The organism is Candidatus Zixiibacteriota bacterium, assembly GCA_040756055.1.
In the GTDB taxonomy this organism is placed as follows: domain Bacteria; phylum Zixibacteria; class MSB-5A5; order GN15; family FEB-12.
The window spans coordinates 1-19432 of the sequence record JBFLZR010000006.1; the positions used below are offsets into that span (position 1 = coordinate 1).

Below are 19432 nucleotides of genomic sequence, written 5' to 3' on the forward strand. Positions count from 1 at the left end.
CTTCATCCGTTCGTTCATGACACAGCTCTCTTTCCACGGCACAACCAATCCTCCTTGATTTGTACCGTATTATAAGTGTTACCTATGTCATGAGTCTAAACTGTAACCTATGTTCTGGGTTTGTACCGGCGGATTAGGAAACAGGGGATTTTGACCTACAAAGAATCTGAGAGAGGGGGAACGGCTCGGTCCGATTGACCAAGTCTGGATGGATTTATTTGCGGTGGAGGATGATGGCGGTGATGTCGTCGGCGTTCCGACGGCCACCGGTGAAATCAAGAACATTCAAAAGAAGATCATCGACAACACCATCAAACGGTCGCCCGGCACGGTCGCGGAAAAACTCCACGATCCGCTCCTGCTCGAACTCCTCGCCCGACACATTCTGCGCCTCGGTGATACCATCGGTGTAAAGCGCCAAATAATCCCCCGCGCGCAGCTTCAGGCTGCCCTCGTCGTAGCGGAAATCCTCGTGCACCCCCATCACCGTCCCGGTGGCCTCGAGCAGCTCAACCGAACCACCATCGCGAAATACAATCGGGGGAGGATGTCCGGCGTTGGCAAAAGTGATGTGGGTTTCGTCGGCCGATGTTTTATGAAGACACAAACAGACCATCGACACGAACTTCGTCACCGGCACATTGCGGCAGATCCATTGATTGAGGCGCGTAACCAGCGGGGCGGGGGAGTCGATGTCGGCGGAGAGGACGCGCAGTGCTCCCTGGAAATTCGACATGAGCAGTCCGGCGGGAAGGCCGTGTCCCATAGCATCGGCGATGACAATCCGCATGGTGTTGCCATCGGGGCCTTCGAGAAAATCATAATAATCGCCGCCGATATCGCTCGCGGCAAGCGATTTGACAGCCAGGTCGAAACGGGGGATCGCGGGGATGCGCTGCGGAAGCAGGGCGCGATGAATCTTGCTGGCCAGAAAGAGGTCCTCTTCAAGGGCGGCCTTCTCGGCTTCGCTGATGCACTCGAGGCAGACGCGCCGGATCGGCTGGATTTCGAGACGGTCGGGCTCGATACCATCGTGGCAAATGTCGCACTTGCCGAATGAGCCGCTCTCGATTCGCCCGAGGGCATCCTTTATCTGGCCCATGAGTTGCCTGACGGCGGCGGCTTCTTCGTCGCGAAGACCGGCGCCGGAATTGAGCCAGTCAGTCAGGTTCTGTCGGCGCTCTATGAGAAGATCGCGGAAATGTCTGAAATCGGATAGTTGCATAAAATCACTTTCTGGACCCGGCACGTATTGCCGTCAATTATACATACGTTCGGGGGAGTATAAGGTTTAAGTTCAGAAAGTAGAAAATGGGTCGGGTTTATCCCTGCGAAGACTGTCAGGTGGGGACACCTGACAGCACGATGATACCCCGCCTATAGCGTCAGCGGCAGGTGGGAGATAATTCGAGATTAGCCCAACTGTTAGGCGGGGCACAGTAGGCGTTCGATTGATCAAACGTGCTACCCGGTGAATCGGAAGATTCACCGGGTACGAATCCCATAGCAAGCTATGGGGCACCCTATTCCCACCGCAAGCGGATGGGGGACCCTATTCCCACCGTAAGCGGATGGGGCACCGGGGCATTTTGTCACCCGTCGTTGTAGGGGTTCAAAATTTTGAACCCCTACAGGTCAGGCCCAAACAAGGTTTGAGCCTGCCACCCGTCCGGATACAACAGGTCAGGCCCAAACAAAGTTTGAGCCTGCCACCCGTCGGCAGAACCGCTTCGGATTCTTCCCTGCGAAGACTGACTGGATTCCGTCCCGCCACAGGCGGACTCGGAAGTTTTCAACGGAATGACGCGACCTTGCCGATCGCATCTAACGGGTTCCGTCAGGTGCTGTCCCCGAAAGTTTCGGGGATGTCACCTGACGGCGATCTAATCAAACGCGACCTCATGCCTCTTCCTCCCTCGCCCTCCGGGAGAGGGTTGGGGTGAGGGGGGAGGTTTAATCGGTTTTGCGGGAGAATGCGTTGCTGCGAAAAGAAGACAGGCGCGGTCTGGTATTTTTGAGTTGACACGTAGAGCGTTAATCCGTTTCTTGAGAGAGTAGAGGGCGGCTGAAAGGCAATAAGAATATCCTCGGCTGCAAGACACCTTGCCTTCATCCTGTGGAACCTTAAATACTATCCTGCTCGTTAGCAGTAACCTTCGTACGTATAAGGTCCGGGCGATTTAATGAGGGACAAGATGGCTAAGACTAATCATCTTGAAGAAAAAGTCGGTCAGCTGGAGCGGTCTTTGGCGGACCATCGTAGGCTGGAACGTGAGCTTAGGGCTGCCAAGGAATTCAACGAAAATCTCATTGAGACGGCCAACGCGATAGTCCTTACGCTCGACCTCGATGCCAATATAACTCTCTTCAATAGAATGGCCGAACAGTTGACCGGGTACACCAAAGATGAGGTTATCGGTCGCAACTGGATGGAGTTGTTCATTCCGGACGTAGTTCGCGGCGGCGTTGAAAAGATCTTCCGGGATGTTGTCATAGGCAAGGCGCCGATTACCGATTACGAAAATCCGATTATCACGAAATCCGGCGAGGAAAAGATAATCAAATGGAGCAACAGCATAATATATAATTCCGGTCGTGCGCCCGAGGGCGTATTGAGCATCGGTGTCGATGTTACCGAGCAGTGGCGCGCCCGAAGAGAACTGCTGTCGAGTGAGGCGAAATACCGAAAAGTTTTCGAGGCCGCCAACGATGTTATTTTCGTGTTCCGGGGCGAGGAGATAATAGACTGCAACAGCCGGACTGTCGAGATGTTCGGATATGACAAGCGGGAGGAAATGATCGGACTGCATCCGTGGGAATTTTCTCCCGAGTATCAGCCCGATGGTCAGGCATCGCGGGCCAAAGCGGAGTATCTTATCAACGAGGCGTTGAGCGGTCGGCCGCAGTTTTTCCCGTGGAAACACCGGCGGATCAACGGCGAATTGTTCGACGCCGAGGTTTCGCTGAGTTCCTTTCAGGTCGCGGGCGACAGCTATTTGCTGGCGGTGGTGCGAGATGTCACCGAGCGAAAGAGAGCGGAGACCATGCTCCGGTCGGTGGTGCAAGGAACCTCGCTGACAACCGGACAGGAGTTTTTCAGGTCACTGGTGGAACATCTCGCCAAAGGCCTCGGTGTCAGCAGCGCGCTTGTGGCGGAGTTGCACGGTGGCGACGAGACGGGTGTCGATACGCTGGCGTTTTATGACAGGGGTGAGTTCCGCGAGAATATCACCTATGCTCTGTCCGGGACACCGTGTGCCGAGATTGTCAAAAAGGCGCTGCCGTTTTGCTTCAGCGATGTACAGTCGTCTTTTCCGAAAGGGCACCTGCTGAAGCAACTTGACATACGAGTCTATCTCGGCGCGCCGTTAGTCACCGCCGAGGGGGAGGTGATGGGGATCATAGCTATCATGCATCACGATGCTATTACCGAAGAATTGGTCAAACAGGCAGAGTCTCTGCTCACCATTTTCGCCTCTCGCGCCGTGGCCGAACTCCAGCGGCTCCGCGCCGAGCAGGAAGTCCTCGGCGCCAAAGAGCGACTTCAGGCGGAAAGCGAAGCCCTGAGTCAGAAAAATATCGCCATGAAGGAGATTCTCGAGCATATCGAGAAAGACCGGGATCAATTCCGCGAAGAGCTGTCGATGAAAGTCGAGAATCTTCTGCTGCCGGTGGTGTCGAAATTGCGAAGTCATGATGGCAAGTTGCCGGCCAAAGATATCGACCATCTTGAAGATATCCTCAAATCGATTCTTGCCAGGGAGATCGATGTCTTCAAGCGCAACCTGGCTCGTCTTTCGGGAAGGGAGATTCAGATTTGCGAGATGATTCGTAACGGGTTGTCATCTAAGGAGATAGCCGAAGTGCTCGGGATATCGCTGGACACGGTTCAGAAACATAGAGAGTCGATTCGAGACAAACTTCAGATAAAACGCAGCCAGGTCAATCTAACTACTTACCTCAGGTCCCGACCCTGGATTTCATAACGGGTATACGCATTTTATACGCACTTTTTGCGGATTGCTAAGTCGTTCAAAATTACCGATTTATTGCGTGTGGTCGCGGACATACATCTCGCTTGACAACGGGATCTCGATGCCGCAACTGTGGTCACGAGCACAGGCCACTTCATTGTGGCTGTTGAACGACATCTTTGATTGACATCTTTGACTGACATCTTGGACTGACAACTTGGGCTGACATCTTGGATTGACATCGTTGGTTCGACAACTTCGAATAGACATCTTTGATCGACATCTTTGACAGACATCTTTGACACGTATCGAGATCCCGACCACACTTTTATTGCGATTGGTCCTCTCCCGATCTATCCACGAGAAATATAGCGATTGCCTGCTAAAAATCCTGGCGGCCCTCGAGGGCGCGGGTGAGCGTGATCGAGTCGGCGAACTCAAGATCCGATCCGACCGGCAAGCCGCGGGCGATGCGCGTCACCCTGATGCCCATCGGTTTGATCAGCTTTGACAGGTAAATAGCGGTAGCCTCCCCCTCGACATTGGGATTGGTGGCGATAATCAGTTCCTCGACCTCGCCGGAGTGCAGCCGGTTTAACAGCTCGGCTATTTTCAGATCATCCGGCCCGATACCGTCGAGCGGCGAGAGCCTTCCCCCGAGAATGTGAAAGAGGCCTCTGAAACCCTCGGCTTTATCAATCGCGGCAGCATCGGCGGTCTCTTCGACAACGCAGATGACATTGCGCTGGCGTTTGGGATCATCGCAAATCTGGCAGGGGTCGGTCTCGGAGATGTTGTTGCAGACCGAGCAGAAGCCGACTTTCTCTTTGACCTCGCGAATGGTGTCGGCCAATTCGAAAGCTTCTTCTTTGGAGAGTTTGAGAATATGAAAGGCCAGTCGCGCGGCGGATTTCCGCCCGATACCGGGCAGCCGCGCCAATCGATTGGCCAAACGCTCTACGGATCCTGCCGATTTAAACATGGTCACACATTACCTCAGAAAGGTAGGTTCATGCCGGGGATATTCAGACCGCCGGTGAGAGCCGACATTTTTTCCGCTTGAAGCTCCTGGGCTTTTTCTTTGGCCTGTTTGACGGCCGCGAGAATCAGGTCCTGAAGCATCTCGACATCATCGGGATCGACGACCTCGGGGTCGATATTGACGCCGGTGATGTCCATTTTGCCATTGATGGTGATTTTGACCATACCGCCGCCGGAGGTTCCCTCGACTTCGGTTCGTTCCAGTTCAGCCTGGATTTCTTCCATCTTGGCCTGCATCTGCTGGAACTGCTTCATCATATTTCCCAGTCCGCCTTTAGACATTGCAATCTCCTTTGAATTACTCAACCGTTGTCATTTGGGTTTTTTGACGCCGATCACCTCGCCGTTGACTTTCTCAATGAGCATACGGATTCGCGGCGAGCTCTCGACCAGCTTTTTTACATCAACAGCCGAACCGTTGTTTTGTTTCTCCGTTTGTGCGGGAGCTTTCAGGCTGTGGTCTATTTCCAGTCTGAGGCTGAGATTGGCCTTGAAATGCTCGCGCAACAGGTCGGTAATAAATTTTATATTGTCCGGTTTTTCAACTATTACTTTGGAATTTTCACCCGATGACGGAAAGACCGCCAGCACTCTGTTTTCTTTGATTTCGCGAAGCTGGACCATCCCCAGCTGTGAGGCCAGCATGGGCCGTTTGGCTTTGAGGATATCCAGAAAATTGTCCCAGCCGGAGCGAAGCATGAGGATATTGACAGCGCGATCGTGGATAGGTGGCGGAGCGGGTTTTTCTTCGGGCTGGTTTCTTACGAGAGTGACCGGAGTGCTCAGGGATTCACTCTTTTTTTTTTCGGGCTGGCCGAACAGGTCGCCGCCGGTATTGGCGGGTGATTGCTGGATCGCCTGAAGGACTTCCTCGAATTTCACGGTGGATTCCATCTCGGCCATTTTGACCGCCGTCATTTCGAGAAGCAGACGTCCATCGAGACCGCTGTCTTTGAGGTCGGAGTTTAAGTCGGCCATGGTTTTCATGAGGCGAATGATGTCGCCCACAGTGAAGCAGGCTGCCTGTTCGGAGTAATCGCTCAGTTCTTCTTCGCCGAACGCCAGCAGGTCGCCGGATTCTTTGTCGGTGATCAGTACGAGGAGGACGCGGAAGTGTTCGAGGAGTTCGGCCACGAAATCTTTGGGGTCAACGCCGCTGTCGAAGATCGTTTTTATCAGGCGGAGCGCAGTTTTGCTTTCTCTCGAAGCGATGGCGGCGGTAAAATCGAACAGGAACCTTCGGTCGACCAGCCCAAGGGCCTGGATAACGTGCTCTTCGGTGATGCTGTCAGTCGTGAAGGCGGCAATCTGGTCGAGCAATGACAGCGAGTCGCGCACGGAGCCATCAGCCTTGCGGGCAATCAGGCGCAGGGCGCCATCGGTAATTTTCATCTTCTCGGCCCGGGCGATATTGGTCAGGTGATTGGCCAGCTCTTTTACTGAAACGCGTTTGAAGTCGAAGCGCTGGGTGCGGGAGAGGATTGTCTCCGGCACTTTGAACGGTTCGGTAGTGGCCAGGATGAACATGGCGTGCGGAGGTGGTTCTTCGAGTGTCTTAAGCAGGGCATCGAAGGCCGGTCCGGAAAGACGGTGGACTTCATCGATGACATATATGAGCTTTTTCCCTCCGGCTGGGGAGTGGCGGACATTTTCGCGCAGACGTCGGATATCATCGACACCCGTATTCGAGGCGGCGTCGATTTCGAGAACATCGAGCGATGAACCGCGGGTGATTTCCTGGCAGGCAGAGCATTCGCCGCATGGCTGAGGAGTCGGGCCATTAACGCAGTTGACCGCTTTGGCCAGAATGCGGGCGGTGGAAGTTTTACCGGTACCGCGCGGGCCGCAAAAAAGATAGGCTGAACCGATCCGGTCGTTTTTGATACTGTTTTGCAGGGTTTTGGTTACATGTTCCTGCGCGACAATATCTTCAAAGTTTTGCGGTCGGTATTTTCGGGCGAAAACGAGATAGCTCATAGGTGGCTAATATACGAAAAACGAGTGCCTGTGGGAACGATATTTTCAGGCAAAGATCAATATGTGATGGTAAGCGGAAATTGACCGCCATCGGCAAGGTTTAAGAAAGGTTGTTGCGGTAGACTTCCTGTTTCGCGCTCTCGGTGAGGGCGACGAAACCATCGAGTCTTTTCAGCGTTGCCTCGAAAGCGGTTATCAGGTAGTTCACCAGCGGCGTCAGGCTATCGATGGCGGAGCTTCGGACAGCATCGAGATATTCCTCGCGGTCATGGGACAAAATAAGGGCGTATTGAAGGCCGGTGTAGATGAGGACATAGTCGCCTATGAGCCGCGCGACTCGTCCATTGCCGCATTCGAATGGCAGGGTGGTGGCGATCCGGTAGTGAGCTTCGGCGGCAATGTGGAACATTTCCATGAAATTATCTTTGGTGGCGATGCCGAAAATTCTCAATCGATTGATCAACCAGGTCAGGTGGTGTTCGAACAGTTCCGGTAGTTTAGAGTGATGGGGAAGCGGGCATTCGGTCATCGGCTCGATATCGTCACCGGCGCGAAACTTGCCGGCATCGCTATAGCGCGTCCTTTCAAACAGGGTGCGATGGAGCTGGAGAATCAGAGGGACTGCCAAAGAGTGTTTGGCCAGAGCGAGTTCTTCGATGCGCCCGGTAATGTTGTACAGAGCGGTTACTTCGCACATAGCCCGACCGTAATCGGGCGCGATTCGTTCCCATCGACGTTCGGGCAGTCGGTCAAGGGCGAGATAGAGAAAGACGGGGTCAACCGATGGATCATCGAGAGCCGACGAATTAACAACGCTGGCGGTGCGCAACGCTCTGAAGACTTCATCTTTGGCTCCCAGATGAGCCTCGAGTCTTTCTTTTATGTCGAAATAATGATCTCTGGTTCGAAGTTTGAAAGCTTTATCCACGACCTGAGTTCCCTTTGCCTGTATCGTTTTGTATACGAGAGTTTTTTCGTAAGGTTCATCTGCGGATGGGTTTTTTTCGCGGGCCGGATTTGGGGGCGGTGTTGGAAATTGATGCAGAAACAGCTTGTAAGAGAAGACGGGCTTTATTATTTTTGGAGGCCGAAAGAGGAGATTACTGGGGCAGTAGCTCAGCTGGGAGAGCGCCACGTTCGCAACGTGGAGGTCGTCGGTTCGATCCCGATCTGCTCCATAAAGATATCAGCCGCCTTCACGGAGGCGGCTTAACCGTTTGTGGGATAGAGTTTCGCTGCGGCTGCCAAGCCTGGCGGCTGCTTGAGACGCTTCCCCGGCAAATCAGACTATGTCTGTGCTAGATGGGGAGTTAGCGGTGCCCTGTAACCCGGAACCCGCTATACCGGGGTCGAATTCCCACCCGAGGGCTTAGCGGTCGTTTAATTTCGATGGTTAAGCAGCGTTGATGGTTGGGTCCCGTACAACATGAGCCTATGAACCCCGTCAGGACCGGAAGGTAGCAGCGGTAAGTAGATCCTCTTGTGTGTTGCGGGGTTGCCCGGCCGGAGCCGGCTGGCCGGAGGGTTTCTCGGCAGCGGTTCGGAGGTGGGTGCACACAAATAAGGCCCTTCTGTTGAAAGGCGGAGGGGCTTTTTTGATTGTCTCAAGCTGTCAGTTCACATCGCCGATTTCGTGGGGCGGCAGGAACTGACGGAACGGGTGGGGAGAGCGATGGGCACGGGCAGATGAAGATCCCGCGAAGCGCGGGGCCGGGCGCGGAATGCGGTTTTGCGTGACCGTCGGGTCACACGCCACCGGGGCGGCGCAAGACCCGACGGAACGAGTTGGTGGTCATGTCCAAACAAGTTTGAACATGCCACCCGTGACGCGCTGGAATGGCGGGTTCGAAGACGGACCCGCCCTACAGTGTCTGAGGTTTTCGTCCCGGTGTTGGTAGGCCGGAGAGGATGAGGGCGGAAAATATCAAGAGGCCGCCGAAGGCGCGGTGCATTACAACCGTCTCACCTCCCAGAGTCCAGGCGAATATTCCGGCAAATACAGGCTCAAGAGCAAATACCAGAGATACCCGCACGGGCGAGACGATTCTCTGCGCAAGGACCTGTATCACAAAGGCCGACATCGTGGGCAAGAGGGCCAGGAATATGATTATCCACCAGGCTTTCGATGATCCGACAGTAAAGGGAAGGTTCAAAGCAGCGCCGGCGACAATGCTAAGAATCCCGATAATGAGCATCTGCTGGCAGGTAAGGATGAACGGATCCATGCCCTGTTTCATGTACTTGTCGCTATAAAGAACGTGGAGGGCATAAGTCACGGCGGCCATCAGGGTGAGCATATCTCCGATGTTTATATCGCGCATCCCGCCTGTCAGCACCCATAAGCCGATAAGCGAGACGATTGAGGCGATGACTTCCATGACGGTCGGGCTGCGCTTGAAGATCGTTTTGAGAAATATCGGTACGAATGCCACGAACAGTCCCGTGATGAAACCGGAGTTAGAGGCGGTGGTGTATTTGAGGCCGACAGTCTGAGGAATATATAGCAGGAACAGAATAATCGCGAGGAAGGCGGCGCGCTTAATGCCGGCAAATATGGGTCGTCGTGTAGCGAGCAGATAGCCCAGTAGAATAGCTCCGGCTATCAGGAAGCGGTAGGCGACGAGGATCACGGGGTCGATATCGGAGAGGACATCTTTGACGATGAAAAAAGTGGATCCCCAAATGGCGGCGGAATAGAACAGGCCGATATGGGCGAGAGTATTGTTGCGAGGGGTAGACATCCGGCCAATTAGATGAAAAGGGAGTCGGTTGTCAATATGTGGTTTTGCGTAACCGTCGGGTCACACGCCGCCGGGGCGGGTGGTCATGTCCAAACAAGTTTGAACATGCCACCCGATGCGAGTGGTGATTTTGTTTGCCGTCAGTTCACATCGCCGACTTCGTCGGGCGACAGGAACTGACGGAACGGGTGAGGGAGCGTTGGGCACAGGCAGACCAAGATCCAGCGAAGCGCGGGATCGCGCACCAGTTGTCGAAACCTCTCCGCCGGTGGCGGAAACCCTGACGGGCCCGCCGATGGCGGATTAGGAAACAGGGGATTTCGACCTATCTGGGGTCATGTCCAAACAAGTTTGAACATATCACCCGATGTGAGTGGTGATCTTTTTTGCCGCCAGTTTACATCGCCGACTTCGTCCGGCGACAGGAACTGACGGAACGGGTGAGGGAGCGTTGGGCACGGGCAGATGAGTATACAACCAAGCGCGGGACCGCGCACGGGGTCATATCCGAACAAGTTTGAACATGCCACCCGATGTGAGTGGTGATCTTTTTTGCCGTCAGTTTACATCGCCGACTTCGTCGGGCGACCGAAGCTGACGGAACTGGCAATGCAAAGCCGTCGGGCCCCGCGCCTGAAGGCGTGAGGCCCGATGGGGGATGTATGGATAAGTAGACGGCGGGTTGTCCGCCGATGTCAGGATGCTACTTATTGACGGTCTTTTCGGGGTCGACTATCTCGACATCGTCATAAGCAGAGAATCCGCGGCTGATCATGTCACCATCGGTGTTGACCATCATGAGAGTCCCCTCCACGGTGGCGGTCTGGATGGTATTGGCCATGTCAGCGAGCGCTTCGTCGCCGATTACGCCGACTCGGTCGAAGTAGATGAGCAGGTTGTCATCAATGTAGCAGTACTTGGCGTCATAGTTCTCGGCAATCATCACCCCGCCGATATACAGCGTGGCCTCGCAACTCGAGAACAGATAGCCGGACTCGAGAGTCATAGGGACAACCGCCTGAACGGACTCAGTATTGCCCTGCTGGTTAAGGACGATCTTAAAGGGGGCGATCGTCATGGTCTGAGCGTAGGTAATGTTCGGTGTGGCAAAGATGGTGAGACATATAACAGATGTCAGAGCGATTAGTGTTTTAAGTGTCGTTTTCATTTCCCATTCCTCCAGTTTTCAGATTTCATTAGAGTAGTCGTCGTAGGAGAGTCGTAAAGTGAGAGTCGTTCGAGTCGTCAGGTAATAACGCATCCTCCTTGTGCTTAACGTTAACAGTTGCTAAGGTGCCACTTGCTCTATGCCATTGCCTATAACAACTGGTGTGCCAAAGTTAGGCAGGCGTTAGGTAATTGGTTGTATTGTAGGTGCTTAGCTACTTACCGAAAAACCTGATAAAATCAGTTTGATGTACCTTGAGGTTCATTGTAGGGGGATTCATCCGATTAACGGGGTACCGTGTGGTGCGGCACAAACAAGAAAGCCCGCCTTGTGAGCGGGCTCTCCTGTGATTGGAGTGGAATTCTTTGTTACGGGGTAGCTGACAGCGCCGCGGCTGCATCAAGCAGACCCGCGCCGGTAGCATCGGTACCCCAGGTAAATGTCTCAAGCGCGCCACTCGGCCCCTGTACATCGAGACTTCCCGGAGGAAGCGGAATGGCGGTCGATTCAAGAATTGACTCAGCCTGTGCCGCGGTCAGGAAGGGGTTCTTTTCGCACATCAGAGCTACGACACCGGCGACGTGCGGGCTGGCCATGGAGGTACCGCCCAGGAAGTAGTAAGACATGCTGTTGCCGCTGTTGACCTGATAGGGTCCGACGACCCACGAGCCGGGGGCGGCTATGTCGAGGTCCTGGCCGGCGAGTTCGCGGCTGGAGAAGTCGGTGATGTAGAAGTTGGCCGGGTTGGTGGGCTCGGCTACATCGAGGTTATACCACCATCCGCCGTTCGGGAAAGGCTGCCATTCGCCGAGCCATCCGGAGGCGGCCGATGAGATTACCGGTTCGTAGGCGCCGGGGTAGCCCATGCCCATGAGACCGCGATTGCCGGCAGAGGCGACAATGATGACCCCTTGGGCGATGGCATAGTCGATGGCGGCCTGCTCGACAGCGTCAAGGACCGGTCCGCCGAGGCTCATGTTGATTACCACCGGGTAGTCAGCCAGCGGGCCCGCTTTGAGGTCGCCGATGTACTCGATACCGCGGGCGATGACCGATGACCATCCGGAGCCATTCTGGTTTAGAACTTTAACCGGAATAATCGTAGCCATAGGAGCGGCGCCGTTAATCGCAGTGCCTCTCAGGCTGTAACCGATTACTGTGCTTGTCACGTGTGTGCCATGAGAGTTCTGATCATGCTCCCATTTGTTAGGCTGTTCGGAAACATTGCCGACTTCGCCACCGCCACCACCAAACGATTTGGCGTATTCAACAGCTATGCGTTCCTGCGGGAAATACTTGCGCCATGAGTCGAGCAATCCGGTGTCGAGGATGGCGACAAAGACGCCGTTACCGGTGTAGGTTACATCGCGAGCCGAGCTAAACGGCTGCACTGTCACATTTATCGCGTCCTGATCCCAGGTGCTGATTCCGCCGAGGAAATCGGTGGCGCTGACGAGGTCAACCGGCTTTCCTTCGCGTTCGGCATCGGGGTTCGCGACCGCTACATAAGGCAGGGCCTGGATGGTTCCGAGTTGATCCGCCTTGGCCTGCATAGTTACTGCGTTCACTTTGTACATTATGTCCCGGACCTTGCCATAATTGCCAAGGTCGGCAAGGATTTCGTCGGTCACGGCTGTGTTAAGCAGCACGTTGATACCGAGGACGCCATTCCCGCTGTTAGCCATACCGAGGTCCTGTGAAGCACCACCGGTGACGGGAAGGTCGGCATCGCTACAACCTGCGAATATCAGCATCGCGGCGACAGAGAGGATTGCTACCAAGCTTTTCAAACCTGTAATTTGTCTCGATGAGAGTCCAAATTTTCCGGTTGAAATTGTGTAGCGATTCATTCAAGCCTCCTTTTTAGTGATACATTGGCGGTTTGGAGAACCGCCTGTTTAGTGTGGGGTTTCCCAGCGTCGTTTTTTACTAAGACATTACGAACAAGCAATCAGCCATAGTTGACAAAAAAGATACGGATTATGCGGTTTTTTGTTGGAGGCGGCGTGTGAGAGTGGGCAAATCGGATAGGTATACCTATTGTTGTTGTCTGTCAGCCCGTTTTCAAGCTGTTTCAAGAGGCTGGTCGGGGCCGAGGTGACCGACCTTGATGTCTGATTTGTAGTAGGGTTCGGTCTTCACGGGAGAGCCTGCCAGCCGACGAAGCATCATGAGTTGGCCGACGTGAGTCATCATATCCAGCCAGGGGCCCTGATAAAACTGCAGGATAAGGGCATCATCGGGCTGTTTCGATTCGGCGAGAGTGCGATCGAGGTCAGTCAGGCCGGTATGGAATCTTTCGATAGCCTGCCGGTAGGGGACCGGTTCGGGCAACTCATACTTGCGGCCGCGGTAGTATTCACCGGAAGCGACAGCGATGTCGGCCATGTGATTTATTATCTGCGTGGGTGTCAAGGTATCGTTACCGGCTTTGAAGTCGGGATAGTTGTCAGGGGCGCCGCGTAGAGCGTGCTGGGTACGGAAGGCCAGGGTGGCCAGCATATGTCTGATAAGGTACAGGTCCATTGTTGTCCTCCTGTGCGAGTTATCGTTTTTTGCAATATCACGAACATAACTGGAAAACTCAAATGCTTTTGTCTTCAGTCGTTGGGGAGACGGCTGTGAACAAACCGCTTGTAAGTACATTAGTTTAAGCATTAATTCCCCTCATTATGCGCAGGTCATCGTGGTTTCTGATTATCCCGGTGGTATTCTGGGGGATATCTTATATCGCTATCAAGGTGGTTCTGGAGGAACTCGAGCCGGTTGAGATGATATCGGTCAGATTTCTGCTGGCGGCTCCAACGTTGTATCTCATATTGCGATTCAAGGGTCTTCGAATATGGCCCGTGGCGATGCGCGGGAAACTTCTGTTCGCGTCGTTTATGGTGTTTTTGCATTTCTGGGTGATGGCGACCGGTATGAAGGAAACATCGGCTTCGAACACAGCCTGGATACTGACGACGGCGCCGATATTTATCGCTATTCTGGGCTGGATATTCCTTAACGAGAAATTCAGTTTGTATCAATGGCTGGGATTGGCTGTCGCCTGCTCCGGGGTGATCTTTCTGACATACAACGGGGATCCTTCCAATCTGGCGTGGATACATTCGCGTGGGGATTTAATCGTACTCGGTTCGTGTGTAACGTGGGCCATATATACCATCGGGACCCGCGATATCACCAGAAAGGTGAATCCGCTGGTGGCGACGTTCTGGATGACAGCTATTGCCGGGCTGGTGTTCGTGCCGTGGACGCTCGTTACTTCGGGATATCAGAAGTTTATGCATCTTCAGGATGACACGGTAATAAGTCTTTTCTTTCTGGGCATTTTTTGTCTGGCGGTGGCGTTCTGGTTGTGGTCGGAGGGATTGGCCCGTCAGACAGCCGCCGAGGTCGGCGTTTATCTATACATCGAGCCGTTGATCACGATGATCGGGGCATGGGTTCTTATCGGTGAGGCGATTACGATATGGCTTGTGGTGGGAGCGATTCTCATCAGTATCGGCGTTTATGTTTCGGAGAGATTCGGCAGGGTTCGTTTACGGGAGCATGATGTGTAATGCTGGTGCGGGTATATTTACTTCTGGCGGTGATATTCTGGGGGTGGTCGTTCGTGGCGACCAAGATTCTCTTGAGCTATGTCAATCCCGTCGAACTTATGGGGCTTCGGTTTATCGTGGGGCTTCCGGTTCTGTTCGTGGTGGTGTTCGCTCGAAAGGTCAAGTTTAGTTTCAGCCCGCGGCATCGCTGGCAGGTGCTTTTGGGCGCCGCGATAATAACCGCGCACTTTTTGATTCAGATTACGGGAATAAAGTACACGACAGCTACGAACACCGGCTGGATCATTTCTATCACGCCGCTGGTGCTGGCGGTGATGTCGTACCTGATTCTCAGGGAGAAGATCGGATATAAAGAGATTGCCGGTATAGCGGTGGCGACGGCCGGGATTTTGCTTCTGGTGTCGCGGGGCGACATTACCGACTTGAGCTGGTTGAGTTCGGTAGGGGACTGGCTGGTGCTGGCCTCGGCGCACACGTGGGCGCTTTACACGGTGGCGACACGTGATCTTTCGCGTAAGTACGATCCGCTGGCGGTGACATCATCGATACTTCTTCCATCGGCGGTGATACTTGTGACCTACATGCTGTTTACATCGGACTGGGACAAATTTCTTCATCTGCCCTTTGAGGCGGTGCTGGCACTTTTGTTTCTGGGGGTGTTATCGTTGGCGATAGCGCACTGGTTCTGGCAGGAGGGGGTATCCAGTCTGGGAGCATCGCGGGCGGGCATTTTTTTGTATCTGGAGCCGCTGGCGACGACGGCATTGGCGGTGCCTTATTTGGGTGAGCCATTTGGTGTTTTCACGGCGGTGGGTGGGATGCTGGTGCTTGGCGGGGTTTATCTGGCGCAGACGCGGACGAAGGTCATTGGCTGATTTATAAAACACCGGCCCGGATTACGAGATCGCGAGCACGATTATGCGCTTGATGGATATGGAATCCTCTTATTTTGTACTGTAATATAATGACTGGTTACTCATTCTTACCAGACTAAGACAAGTCCTCCACCCGCAGTAACAAAGACGTTGGTTCCGTTATCAGGGATTACCCCAGCAACGCCCAGAAAAGGCCGGATTTCTTCTCTTTGAGCGAAGCCAAAAGTCAAACCCAGGTCCATGCTTGCCTGCGTTCTCTCCCAGGCGTGACCAGTGAGGACACCAAAGGTATGAGACAAATAAGGCTGCACCACAAATTGGGAGGAGACATAAAGGTTGTCGTACACCGCAAGTCCGACCAGAAAAAAATTCTGTCTCCCATAGTGGACTGTATGCTCGGCGGCGGTAAAGCCTGCAAGCACGGCAACGCCGAATACATTCCTTTTGTTACCTTGCTTGATGTGGTAGGTGAAGGCGGTTGAGTATGATTTGGTATTGGCATCGGTGTTATGGGCGATGGAGGCGGAGAAATCCAAATTTCCGGCAATTCTATAGCCAATAGTCCCCCCGCCGCCGCCCACGTCGCGCCCGAACATAAGCGAGCCGGCAAGCCCGATTCCGTGTTCACCGTCGCGAAGGTACTCGCTTTGGGCGGTTACATCGGTCGAAAACAGGGCTGCGGTGATCACGGCGAAGAAGATTATTTTGCGAAACATATATCCCTCCTCAAATCACGGCGACCAGACCGGCGCCTAAGGTTGTATAGTAATCGGTGGACCAGCTATCGGGGAGGTCGATGCCGATGTTTACGAACGGGCGGAGTCTCTTGTTGTGAAACAGACAGACAGCCAGTTTTCCGCCAATGTTTCCTTGTACTCCGTCAGAGGCGTTATCGGTCCGGAACGCGAAGAGACTCGAGAGCGACGGCTGCAGAAGTACCTGCTCTGAAATGTAGAAGTTCTTAAACGCAGCAATACCAATCAGAAAAGAATTTAGCGCGCCGTAATGGTATCGGCTATGTTCGATTGATTGAAAGCCGCCTGTCAGACCGACTCCAAATAAACTTCGGTCAGTGCCGTGCCTCAGGTAGAACGTGATTGTCCCGGTGTGACTCCTCTGCTCAAAGTCGCTATTGTTAGAATAGGAATAGCACAGATCCGCGAATCGACTTATTGTCGCGCCAATACTCACGCCCGCTCTGTCCACGTAATCTCCATTGGACAAAATCCCGCGTAAACCGAGGCCGCTTTCCCCGGGGCGCAGGAACTCGCCCTGGGCGAAGGCATTGGATGACAGAATAGCGACTGTCAGCGTGAGAAAGACGCGGGTGATATTTTTCATTTGGACCTCGTGAATTTTCTCTTATTAGGTTTCTTGAGTCAGAATTCATGTTCCTTGCTGAGGAGTCTGTTCAAAATGCCGTCAGTACTCCGGCTTCAATTGTCCCGTAGGTGTCCGTTCCTCCTTTGTCTTCGAAACCGATCCCGACCGCGAAGAATGGTCGGATCGGTTCTTTCGGCAGGAGGGCAATTCTAAAGCGACCTCGCATCTCGGCTATTGCTCCGTCCGGCCTGGACTCCAACGCGGTGAGAATTACACCGGACAGAATTAACTGCATCGCGAAAATGTTTCTCGCTTGGTAATTTGAGAAGATTGTAACACCGAGAACGAGATCATTGCGATCCCAGTAGAGGGAATTGTACGGTGTGGGATTAGCCGTTTCTGCACTGGAATATCCCGCCATCAATCCCGCCCCAGCCATTCCCCACGCCTTTTGACTCTTCAAGTAGTAGGTAAAAGTCGCCCGGTAGTCTTTCACCTGGATGTAGTCTCTATCTCTGTAAGAAAGACTGATCTCAGTGATGCCTTTGTAACTGAAGCCGGCAGTAACTGACCAGCTTTCCTGGCCTTCGAAAGACGAAATCGGTGTCTCGTTAAGGGCCAATCTTTCTGAAAAACCCCAATTGTGTAAAGCAAATAAGCCGCTTTCGCCGGGGTGCAGGAACTCGCCCTGAGCGAAGGCGGTGGATGACAGAACGAGAGTGATAATTGTGAGTACGATTATACGCTTAATTAACAAAGAGACCTCCCGTTAAATGGCGTGATATAATGATTGACGATTCAGAGTATACTAATAACAGAAGGAATTGTCAATGTTTGGGCGCAAGAGGCGAAGCTGAGTGGCCTTTTATAATACCGCCAGTAGGCCGAGCCCGGCAACCCCGTTAATATCGCTTCCCGAAAGACTCCCCTGCGTGCCTCCAATCATTAGATACGGCCTCAGGTTACCGCGACAGCCGAAGATTGTGGTGAGACTCAGGCTGACGTTAGACTCGACACTTTTGAAGTGATCGGTGACACCATTGTCGCTATTGTACAAGAACGCGAAAGTTCCGCCGATACTTACCTGAATGTCCGGATGTGGGTACATATTGTCGTACCCCGTTACGCCGGCTATGAGGAAGTGATAGGTGCGAGTAGAATAGCTCCAGGATGACTCTTCGAGTTTGACAACATCGTATCCAACGTTAACAGCGAAGCCGGTGAGGTGCTTTCCCATTTGCCGTTTGGAGTGTATGGCTATCATGGCAGAATATTCGTCTCCCGATTCATCGGCACCGATATAGCTGAAAGCCAGGTCGAAGCTCCCTATAATGGAGATTCCGGCGGTCAGTCCGGTGCCGGTAGGGCTGGTTGCGAATGTGGTTATTGGCCCGCCACCTAAACAGCTTTCGCCCTTGCGCAGGAACTCGCCCTGGGCGAAGGCATTGGATGACAGAACGAGAGTAATAACCGCGAGCACGATTATACACTTTGTCAACAAAGAAACCTCCCATTTTGATGGCGTGATATAATGATTGACTGGTCAAATTATAACGAAACCGGAACGATTTGTCAATGTTTTGAATCTCGTGCCAACGCTACAAGCCAACTGAGCAGTTTCGCTACAAGACCTGAGGAAGTGACTCTCGTTCGGCCCTTTGTCATGGAAAAGAAAGTCAATGGCAAGATGTGGTTTCTCAGGATAGCGATGACGTATCTGGGGACACCGTATGTGTGGGGCGGCGATGACCCATCGGGGTTCGACTGTTCAGGATACGTTATCGAGTGCTTGAAATCGGCAGGTCTGGTCGGCGAGAGGGATGATTACTCCGCTGACGGACTGCTGAAGCTTTTCGAAGATAAAATCGTCGAACGACCGGTAAAGGGAGGGCTGCTGTTCTATCTGAACGAGCGGGGGAGAGCGGTTCACGTGACGATTTGTCTGGATGAGCATTTTCAGATTGGAGCATCGGGAGGTAGTTCGAGTACGAAAGATGTCGGCAGTGCGTGGCGTGACAATGCCTTCGTGAAAATCAGGCCGATACGTTTTGACGCGAAAAAGATGAAGATCGTCGATTTATTCTGAGATCTTCCGGGATATGTCAGATAAACGCCGCAAGGCGGCTCATTCCATGGTGCGGAGGGCGCGGATAAGTTCGCCGGGGCTTTGCAGCGACATGAGCTCCTCGCGGAACGATTCGTATTGAAGCATCTCGGCGAGCGACTTGAAGACTTTCAGGTAGAGGTTGTCATCATAGGGCGGGGCCGCCATCACGAAAAACAGGTGCGACAGGCTGTGGTCGGGGGCATCGAAATCATACCCCTCGGTTGACCGCGCGAAAGCTATCATGAAGTCTTTGGCCTGCATCGAGCGAATGTGCGGGAAGGCCACACCGTGACCGATAGCGGTGGTGGCTTTCTTTTCGCGATTGATAAAATCCAGCAGAAGTTTGTTGCGATTGCCGATACGGTTGCCGACTTCAAGCAACGACACGAGTTCTTCAATGATCGCTTCTTTACCCCGCTGGCGCCACTTATCGACCGATTCCTCTTCGCCGAGAGGCTCGATCTCGGTGGTCATTTCCAGCTTAACGAGGTCTTCTCTGAAATATCGCGACAAATTCATAGTAAATGTATCGGTAACAAGGTGTTACAAATTAAGGCCATTATACGTATAGAATGAGGCGGTTGTCAACGGGGTTGTTGAAAAAGTGGTAGACCGGCAGGTCTCACAATCCGCGTAGCAGACTTATGTGATCTGGCGTTTGTG

At 53.4% G+C, this 19432-nt stretch carries 18 protein-coding genes, 1 tRNA gene and 1 other RNA gene; 6 read left to right on the top strand and 14 right to left on the bottom strand.

Annotated elements, in window-relative coordinates; all coding sequences use genetic code 11:
- Positions 1 to 214: 214 nt before the first annotated feature.
- On the bottom strand, positions 215 to 1225 hold the full coding sequence (locus AB1483_11510) for a SpoIIE family protein phosphatase (GenBank protein MEW6413077.1): 1011 nt from the start codon (positions 1223 to 1225) through the stop codon (positions 215 to 217).
- 970 nt (positions 1226 to 2195) lie between these two features.
- Here AB1483_11510 and AB1483_11515 point away from each other — a divergent pair.
- Entirely contained in the window at positions 2196 to 3986 is a 1791-nt protein-coding gene (locus tag AB1483_11515; GenBank protein MEW6413078.1) for a PAS domain S-box protein, read from the top strand.
- Positions 3987 to 4356: 370 nt separating this feature from the next.
- Here AB1483_11515 and recR read toward each other — a convergent pair whose 3' ends face one another.
- From recR to AB1483_11535, 4 genes are all read right to left on the bottom strand, one after another.
- On the bottom strand, positions 4357 to 4956 hold the full coding sequence (gene recR / locus AB1483_11520; protein ID MEW6413079.1) for a recombination mediator RecR: 600 nt from the start codon (positions 4954 to 4956) through the stop codon (positions 4357 to 4359).
- A gap of 14 nt (positions 4957 to 4970) precedes the next feature.
- On the bottom strand, positions 4971 to 5297 hold the full coding sequence (locus AB1483_11525; GenBank protein ID MEW6413080.1) for a YbaB/EbfC family nucleoid-associated protein: 327 nt from the start codon (positions 5295 to 5297) through the stop codon (positions 4971 to 4973).
- Between the two features lie 30 nt (positions 5298 to 5327).
- Positions 5328 to 6992 carry a DNA polymerase III subunit gamma/tau gene (dnaX, locus tag AB1483_11530; protein MEW6413081.1) on the bottom strand — a complete coding sequence of 555 codons (1665 nt, stop codon included), beginning with the start codon at positions 6990 to 6992 and terminating at the stop codon, positions 5328 to 5330.
- A 100-nt stretch (positions 6993 to 7092) separates the two neighbouring features.
- On the bottom strand, positions 7093 to 7920 hold the full coding sequence (locus AB1483_11535; protein MEW6413082.1) for a Fic family protein: 828 nt from the start codon (positions 7918 to 7920) through the stop codon (positions 7093 to 7095).
- Between the two features lie 177 nt (positions 7921 to 8097).
- Here AB1483_11535 and AB1483_11540 point away from each other — a divergent pair.
- A tRNA-Ala gene (locus AB1483_11540) sits at positions 8098 to 8170 on the top strand.
- A gap of 115 nt (positions 8171 to 8285) precedes the next feature.
- An RNA gene (ffs, locus tag AB1483_11545) (signal recognition particle sRNA large type) lies at positions 8286 to 8550 on the top strand.
- A 304-nt stretch (positions 8551 to 8854) separates the two neighbouring features.
- Here the strand turns inward: ffs and AB1483_11550 are convergent.
- From AB1483_11550 to AB1483_11565, 4 genes are all read right to left on the bottom strand, one after another.
- Entirely contained in the window at positions 8855 to 9733 is an 879-nt protein-coding gene (locus AB1483_11550; protein MEW6413083.1) for a DMT family transporter, read from the bottom strand.
- Between the two features lie 703 nt (positions 9734 to 10436).
- Complete coding sequence (locus tag AB1483_11555) at positions 10437 to 10901, bottom strand: hypothetical protein (GenBank protein ID MEW6413084.1); 465 nt, start codon at positions 10899 to 10901, stop codon at positions 10437 to 10439.
- A 368-nt stretch (positions 10902 to 11269) separates the two neighbouring features.
- On the bottom strand, positions 11270 to 12751 hold the full coding sequence (locus AB1483_11560; protein MEW6413085.1) for a S8 family serine peptidase: 1482 nt from the start codon (positions 12749 to 12751) through the stop codon (positions 11270 to 11272).
- A gap of 214 nt (positions 12752 to 12965) precedes the next feature.
- A complete protein-coding gene (locus AB1483_11565) occupies positions 12966 to 13427 on the bottom strand; it encodes a hypothetical protein (GenBank protein MEW6413086.1) in 462 nt (153 codons plus the stop codon).
- 146 nt (positions 13428 to 13573) lie between these two features.
- Here AB1483_11565 and AB1483_11570 point away from each other — a divergent pair, with 146 nt between their 5' ends.
- A complete protein-coding gene (locus AB1483_11570; GenBank protein MEW6413087.1) occupies positions 13574 to 14464 on the top strand; it encodes a DMT family transporter in 891 nt (296 codons plus the stop codon).
- Positions 14464 to 15339: a DMT family transporter gene (locus AB1483_11575; protein ID MEW6413088.1), complete on the top strand. Its 876-nt coding sequence runs from the start codon at positions 14464 to 14466 to the stop codon at positions 15337 to 15339. The genes AB1483_11570 and AB1483_11575 overlap by 1 nt, the downstream gene beginning before the upstream one ends.
- A 107-nt stretch (positions 15340 to 15446) precedes the next feature.
- Here AB1483_11575 and AB1483_11580 read toward each other — a convergent pair whose 3' ends face one another.
- The 4 genes from AB1483_11580 to AB1483_11595 all read right to left on the bottom strand — a co-directional run bounded on the left by AB1483_11580 (position 15447) and on the right by AB1483_11595 (position 18163).
- On the bottom strand, positions 15447 to 16055 hold the full coding sequence (locus AB1483_11580; GenBank protein ID MEW6413089.1) for a hypothetical protein: 609 nt from the start codon (positions 16053 to 16055) through the stop codon (positions 15447 to 15449).
- A 10-nt stretch (positions 16056 to 16065) separates the two neighbouring features.
- On the bottom strand, positions 16066 to 16680 hold the full coding sequence (locus tag AB1483_11585; GenBank protein MEW6413090.1) for a hypothetical protein: 615 nt from the start codon (positions 16678 to 16680) through the stop codon (positions 16066 to 16068).
- A gap of 70 nt (positions 16681 to 16750) precedes the next feature.
- Positions 16751 to 17419: a hypothetical protein gene (locus AB1483_11590; protein MEW6413091.1), complete on the bottom strand. Its 669-nt coding sequence runs from the start codon at positions 17417 to 17419 to the stop codon at positions 16751 to 16753.
- A gap of 108 nt (positions 17420 to 17527) precedes the next feature.
- Positions 17528 to 18163, bottom strand: coding sequence for a hypothetical protein (locus AB1483_11595; protein ID MEW6413092.1), 636 nt, complete (start codon positions 18161 to 18163; stop codon positions 17528 to 17530).
- A gap of 162 nt (positions 18164 to 18325) precedes the next feature.
- On the opposite strand from AB1483_11595, the gene AB1483_11600 reads away from it, so the two are divergent.
- Positions 18326 to 18748 carry an NlpC/P60 family protein gene (locus AB1483_11600; GenBank protein MEW6413093.1) on the top strand — a complete coding sequence of 141 codons (423 nt, stop codon included), beginning with the start codon at positions 18326 to 18328 and terminating at the stop codon, positions 18746 to 18748.
- Positions 18749 to 18787: 39 nt separating this feature from the next.
- On the opposite strand, the gene AB1483_11605 is transcribed toward AB1483_11600, so the two are convergent.
- The gene (locus AB1483_11605) at positions 18788 to 19288 is read right to left on the bottom strand and encodes a PTS sugar transporter subunit IIA (GenBank protein ID MEW6413094.1); all 501 of its coding nucleotides are present in this window, start codon (positions 19286 to 19288) and stop codon (positions 18788 to 18790) included.
- Positions 19289 to 19432 lie beyond the last annotated feature (144 nt).